The organism is Patulibacter sp. (assembly GCF_030655195.1).
Classification (GTDB): domain Bacteria; phylum Actinomycetota; class Thermoleophilia; order Solirubrobacterales; family Solirubrobacteraceae; genus Patulibacter.
The window spans coordinates 1-5,754 of the sequence record NZ_JAURWA010000054.1; the positions used below are offsets into that span (position 1 = coordinate 1).

Here is a 5,754-nt window from a genome sequence, read left to right on the forward strand (position 1 = left end):
GCAGCTCGTCGACCGCGACGCGCCGACGCCGCTCGCGGAGCGCGCCGTGCGCGACATCGCGGCCGCCCGGGCCACGCGGCGCGAGGAGGCCGTCGAGCACGCGCTGGCGGACTACGAGCTCGGGGTCCAGCGTCGCCTGGACCGCACCCGGATGCTCGTCCGCGCCGGGCCGGCGCTCGGCCTGATGGGCACGCTGATCCCGCTCGCCCCGGGGCTCGGCGCGCTCGGGCGCGGCGACTTCCAGGCGCTCGCGGACGACCTGCAGGTCGCGTTCGCCGCCACGGTCGTCGGCATCCTCGTCGGCACGGTGTCGTTCACGCTCACGCTCGTGCGGACCCGCGTCTACACCGAGGACCTGGCGGCGCTCGAGCGCGCGTCGGCGTCGGCCGCCCCGGCCGCGGTGCCGCCGCCTCAGCACGTGCGGGTGACGGAGTCGATCGGGGAGCACGCCACGTGAGACGCGTCGGACTCGGTCGGCACGGCCAGCTGGACAGCGACGCGGGCGACCCGCTGGACGGGCTCGTGAACCTCTTCGACGTCGGCCTGGTGCTGGCCGTCGCGTTCCTCATCGCGGGCCTCGGGCTCAGCGTGAACGCCGAGACCGGCGCGGTCGAGAAGCGCGCGCCGACGGTCACCGGCCCGGAGCGCACGATCACGACCCCCGACACGCCGACCGAGGCGACGGGGCGCGGCGAGGCCGTCGGCCAGGTCTACCGGCTGCCGGACGGCCGGCTCGTGCTGGTCGATCCGAACGCTCCGCAGGCCGGGACGTCGGCTCCCTGAGGTCGGCGGGTCGGCGCCCCCGGGACCCCGGGACGACGAAGGGCAGCGACGAGACCGGGACCTCTCGTACGTCCGGGCCGGGCGGGTGCCTGGCCCGCGCAGCAGGCCGGACCGCGGAGTGCAGCGGCCGGGCGCGTCGCCGACGGCCGTCCCGGCCTGGACTACGCTGGCCCCGTGGAGCCTCGATCGGCGGTCGGCCTGACGGCGCGGGACGTGCGCCTGCGCCGCGACGGCCGGCTGGTCCTCGACGGCGCGCGGCTGACGCTCCTCCCGGGCACCGTCACGGCGCTCGTCGCGCCCTCGGGGGCCGGCAAGAGCACGCTCCTGCGTTGCCTGAACCGGCTGACCCGGGCCGACTCCGGGACGGTGCGGCTGGCCGGTCGGGACGTCGCGACGATCGACCCGCGGGAGCTGCGGCGGCGGGTCGCGCTCGTCGTCCAGACCCCGACGATGCTGCCCGGGACGGTCGCCGAGAACGTCGCCTACGCGCTGCCCCGGGCCACGCCCGGCGACGTCGAGGCGGCGCTCCGGGCCGCCGACCTGCCGCCGGCGTTCGCGGACCGCGACGCCGCCGGGCTGTCGGGCGGCGAGCGGGCCCGGGTCGCCGTGGCGCGGGCGCTCGCCCGCGCCCCCGAGGTGCTGCTGCTCGACGAGCCGACCGCGGCGTTGGACGCCGACAGCGCCGCCGTCATCGGCCGGACGCTGCGGCGCCTGGCCGAGGGCGGCCTCGCGGTCTGCCTGGCGGTCCACGACCTGCCGTTCGCCCGCGGCGTGGCCGACCGCGTCGTCGGGCTGGACGATCGGGAGCTGCCGGTGTGAGCGACGGGGTCGTCCAGATCCTCGTCGCGGTGGCGTTCGCGGCGGTGGCCGCAGGACTCGCCATCCGCCTGCGCCTGGGCCTCGGGCGCGAGATCGTCGTGGCCGCCGTCCGGGCGGTCGTGCAGCTCGCGCTCGTCGGCGCCGTGATCGCCGCGGTCTTCCGCTTCCCGGCGCTGTCGGTCGCCTTCGTGGCGGCGATGGTGGTCGCGTCGGCGCTGACCGCGGGGAGCCGGCTGCGCGGTCTGCGGCGGCCGCGGCTGGGGGCGGCGGTCGCGATCGCGCCGCCCGCGCTGGTGGCGACCGGCGTGCTCGTCCTGACCGGGGCGTTCGACGCCACGCCGCGGGCGATCGTCCCGACCGCGGGCATCCTGCTCGGCGGGGCGATGGCCGCCGCGACGCTGACGGGCCGGCGGATGCTCGAGGGCGTCCGCGACGAGCTCGACGCGATCGAGACCCGCCTGGCGCTCGGCGACGACGTCCGGACCGCGCTGGCCCCCGTCCTGCGCACCGCCGTGGTGACGGGCCTGGTGCCCGCGATCGACCAGACGCGCAGCGTCGGCCTGGTGACCCTGCCGGGCACGTTCGTCGGCCTGGTCCTCGGCGGCGCGAGCCCGGCCGAGGCCGCGCGCACGCAGCTCGTCGTCCTGCTGGCGCTGCTGCTCGTCGAGCTCGTCGCCGCCCTGCTGATGGCCGAGGCGGTCAGCAGGGCGGCGACGGCCCCGGGCGAGCGGGTCGTCCCGCCACCGCCGGACGGGCGACCACGGCGGGGGTAGGTCGGGCCCGCGGGGCGCTCAGCGGCGACCGGAGGCGACGGTGGCGTCGACCCGGGCCGCCACGACGGACCCCGTCGGCCCGGACGGTCTCGCCGGCGCGCCGGCCGGCACCGCCGTCACCGGGCCGCGCCGCCCAGGCGCTCCGCGACGTCGACGCCGCGGAGCGACGCGCGGAGCGCGGCCACCAGGGGCGGCACCGCCGGCCCGCCGGCCGTGACCAGGCCGACCCACGGGGCGACGGCGGGGCGGACGAGCGGGATCACGCGGACGCCGTCGGGGAGGAGGCGACCGGCGAGCCAGGAACGCGAGAGGACGGTGGACCACCCGGCGGCGACGAAGTCGAGGAGGATGCCGAACCCGTCGGCCTCGACCCGCGGTGCAGCGACGGCGCCCGCGTGCTCCAGGGCGTCGTCGACGACCCGCCGGTGTTGCATCTCGGACGTCAGCAGGCAGAGCGGCTCCTCCGTTACGCGTGTCCACGGGACCTCCCGGACGCCCGGGGCGATCCGCCCCGACCCGGTGACGAGGACGAGGCGCTCGCGGTAGAGCCGGGTCACCGCAACGCCGGCGGGCTCCTCGTCGACGTATACGAGCCCGGCGTCGAGCTCGTGCGATCGCAGGGCAGCCAGGATGCGGTCGCCGGACGTCGTGCGGACCCGGGCCCGCACGCCGGGGTGCGCCTCCAGCAGCGGCGCGGTCACCACCGCCGCCGCCGTCGCGGCCGTGGGGATGACGCCGAGCCGCAGGGCCCCCTGCAGCTCGCCGCGCAGCCGCGCGGCCTCCGCCGTGACCGACGCCCCCGCGGCGACGGCGCCCTGGGCCCACGGCAGCACCGCACGGCCCTCGTCGGTCAGTGCGGCCGTCCGTCCTCCGCGCCGGACGAGCTCCAGGCCGAGCTCCTCCTCCAGCCGGGCGATCCCCGTCGACAGCGCGGGCTGCGAGACGTGGCAGGCCGCGGCGGCGCGGCCGAAGTGGCCCTCGCGGGCGAGGGCGGAGAGGTACTCGAGCTGCCGCAGGTTCACCGCTACATCATCACCGATCGTTATCGGCCGAACGTCGTCCGGTATTGGACGGCTATCGACGAGGTCGGCATGCTGCGTCGCCGCATGACGCCGCCCTCCCCGCCATCCCGCCGCTCCGGACGAGTCCTGGAGGTCGCGCTCCCGCACCTGCGTCTCGGCGTCGGGATCTTCTGCAGCGCCCTCGTGCTCGCACTCGTAGGGGCTGCGGCCGACACCCCCCTGCTGATCGCCCCGCTCGTCGCGACGGCCGCGCTGAAGCACGCGGCCCCGCACGACCCGGGCGTGGCGCCGCGCCGCGTGGTGCTCGGGCACCTCGTCGGGGCGACAGCCGGGATGACCGCGGGGGCCCTGCTCGGCGAGGGCGCGATCGCGATCGCCCTGGCCGCCGCGGGCGCGGCCGTGCTGATGCGGGCGCTCGACGTGATGCACGCGCCGGCCGTCGCCACCGCCTACGTCGCGGTCCAGGAGCACGCGGACCACTGGTTCCCACTCCACGTCGCCCTCGCGGGCGCCGCGGTCCTCGTCGCGACGACGGTCGTCCTCTCGCCGCTGCTGCACGGCCGGCGCTACCCGGTGCGACGGGCGGTCCCGGTCGTGGCGGGCGAGTGACGGCGGGGCGCCCGCGCAGGGTCGCGCGGGACGGGCCGCGCCTGGCTCGTCCGCCACGGGGGAGGGCCGGAAGCACGTCGTCCGAGGCGGTACCGGGTTGCGGTATCGCCCACCGGAAATGCCACCCGTCCGGGGGGTGCGGTGTTCCCACCCGAGCAACCGATATCGCTTGGGAAGCGTAATTCCAACCAGAGGGGCGGCACGGGTGTGTCGCTCTCGCCGGATCCGTAGTTGTCCCGAGAGGTCGCCATGCGACCGCAGTCACCCGCCCCCGTGTCCCGCGGCGGCGTCCCCAGCAGCCCGTCGACCCCCTCCCGCGGGGCGTCGTCCCGTTCGCGGCGGTCTGCGACCACCCGCGGTCGCAAGGGCCCCGCCCGTCTCGCGGCGCTCGGGGTCTCCACGATCCTCGCGGTCGCGCTCGTCCCGGTCGCCGGCGCGCAGGCGGCGACCGTCGGGCTCGGCACCGCCGACGGCTTCGGCGTCCTCGGCGGGAGCACGGTCACGAACACCGGGCCGAGCATCATCACCGGCGACCTGGGCGTCGCGCCCGGCACCGCGGTCACCGGCTTCCCGCCGGGCACCGTCAACGGCGTCGTCCACGCCAACGACGCCGTGGCGCAGCAGGCGAAGTCCGACCTCGTCACCGCCTACGACGACGCGGCGGGACGCAGCACCACCTCGACGATCACCAGCGACCTGGCCGGCCGCACGCTCGTCGCGGGGGTCTACACCGCGAGCACCACGATGGGCCTCACGGGCGACCTGACGCTCGACGCCAAGGGCGACCCCACGGCGGTCTTCGTCTTCCAGGCGGGCTCCGCGCTGAACGTCTCGTCCGGCAGCCGGGTCCGACTGACCGGCGGCGCACAGGCCTGCAACGTCTTCTGGCAGGTCGGCAGCTCCGCGACCATCGGCACCGGCGCCGCGTTCACCGGCAACGTCCTGGCGCTCACGTCGATCTCGCTGACCACCGGCGCGACGCTGCAGGGCCGGGCCCTGGCCCGCAACGGCGCGGTCACGCTGGACACGAACACCCTCACCCGCGCCACGTGCTCGACGACCACGCCGGGCGGCTCCGGCGGCGGTGGCGGGGCCGGCTCCGACGGCGGCTCCGGGACGCCGGGCTCCGGCGGTGACGTCGGTGCTCCCGGCCCGGGCGGGTCGGACGGCGGCTCGGGGGGCGGGACGGACACGCCGGCCGGCGTCGCGGTCCTCCCCAAGGCCACGACCGTCCCCGCGGACCGCAAGCGCCGGAGGACCGGCCGGCTGCGCGGCACCATCGTCCCGAACGGCTACGACGTCGGGTGGCGCTTCGAGTACGGCCCGACCCGCAGGTACGGCCGTCGCACGCCCCTGGGTCGGCTCCCGGCCGACGGTGCTCCCCGGCCGGTCCGCGGCTCGGCCCGCGGCCTGAAGCCCTGCACGACGTACCACTACCGGCTCGTCGTGATCCTCCCGAGCGGTCGGCGCATCCTCGGTCGCGATCGCACGTTCCGGACGACGGGCTGCAGGATCGCCCGTCTGCCCCGCACCCCGGGCGGACTGGCCGGTTGATCGACCTTCCGGGCCTTCGGGCCTGGCCGGTCGTACCGTCCGCCGTCATGGTCGTCGTCCCCCTCGATCACGCCTCCGCGACCACCCGTCGCGGCGGGCCGTCGCCCGCCCGCGTCGCGACGCTGGTCGGTGCGGTGATCGCCCTGGCGGCCGGCGTCCCGGCCGCCGCGGGCGCGGCGTCGTCGCCGGCGGCC

The 5,754-nt window shown here is 77.5% G+C and carries 7 protein-coding genes; 6 read left to right on the top strand and 1 reads right to left on the bottom strand.

Annotated features, from left to right (window positions below):
* From Q7T67_RS05785 to Q7T67_RS05800, 4 genes are all read left to right on the top strand, one after another.
* Positions 1-457: MotA/TolQ/ExbB proton channel family protein (locus Q7T67_RS05785; protein ID WP_304786910.1), on the top strand; the 457-nt coding region annotated here is incomplete at its 5' end.
* Positions 454-783: a DUF2149 domain-containing protein gene (locus tag Q7T67_RS05790; protein WP_304786912.1), complete on the top strand. Its 330-nt coding sequence runs from the start codon at positions 454-456 to the stop codon at positions 781-783. The genes Q7T67_RS05785 and Q7T67_RS05790, both read left to right, overlap by 4 nt.
* Before the next feature lie 174 nt (positions 784-957).
* Positions 958-1,602, top strand: a complete 645-nt coding sequence (locus Q7T67_RS05795) for an ATP-binding cassette domain-containing protein (protein ID WP_304786914.1) — start codon at positions 958-960, stop codon at positions 1,600-1,602.
* Positions 1,599-2,375, top strand: coding sequence for an ABC transporter permease (locus tag Q7T67_RS05800; protein WP_304786916.1), 777 nt, complete (start codon positions 1,599-1,601; stop codon positions 2,373-2,375). The genes Q7T67_RS05795 and Q7T67_RS05800 overlap by 4 nt, the downstream gene beginning before the upstream one ends.
* Positions 2,376-2,491: 116 nt before the next feature.
* Here the strand turns inward: Q7T67_RS05800 and Q7T67_RS05805 are convergent, their stop codons facing one another.
* Complete coding sequence (locus tag Q7T67_RS05805) at positions 2,492-3,397, bottom strand: LysR family transcriptional regulator (RefSeq protein WP_304786919.1); 906 nt, start codon at positions 3,395-3,397, stop codon at positions 2,492-2,494.
* 69 nt (positions 3,398-3,466) lie between these two features.
* On the opposite strand from Q7T67_RS05805, the gene Q7T67_RS05810 reads away from it, so the two are divergent.
* Positions 3,467-4,006: an HPP family protein gene (locus Q7T67_RS05810; RefSeq protein WP_304786921.1), complete on the top strand. Its 540-nt coding sequence runs from the start codon at positions 3,467-3,469 to the stop codon at positions 4,004-4,006.
* 249 nt (positions 4,007-4,255) lie between these two features.
* Entirely contained in the window at positions 4,256-5,560 is a 1,305-nt protein-coding gene (locus Q7T67_RS05815) for an ice-binding family protein (protein WP_304786923.1), read from the top strand.
* The last annotated feature ends 194 nt before the right edge of the window (positions 5,561-5,754 follow it).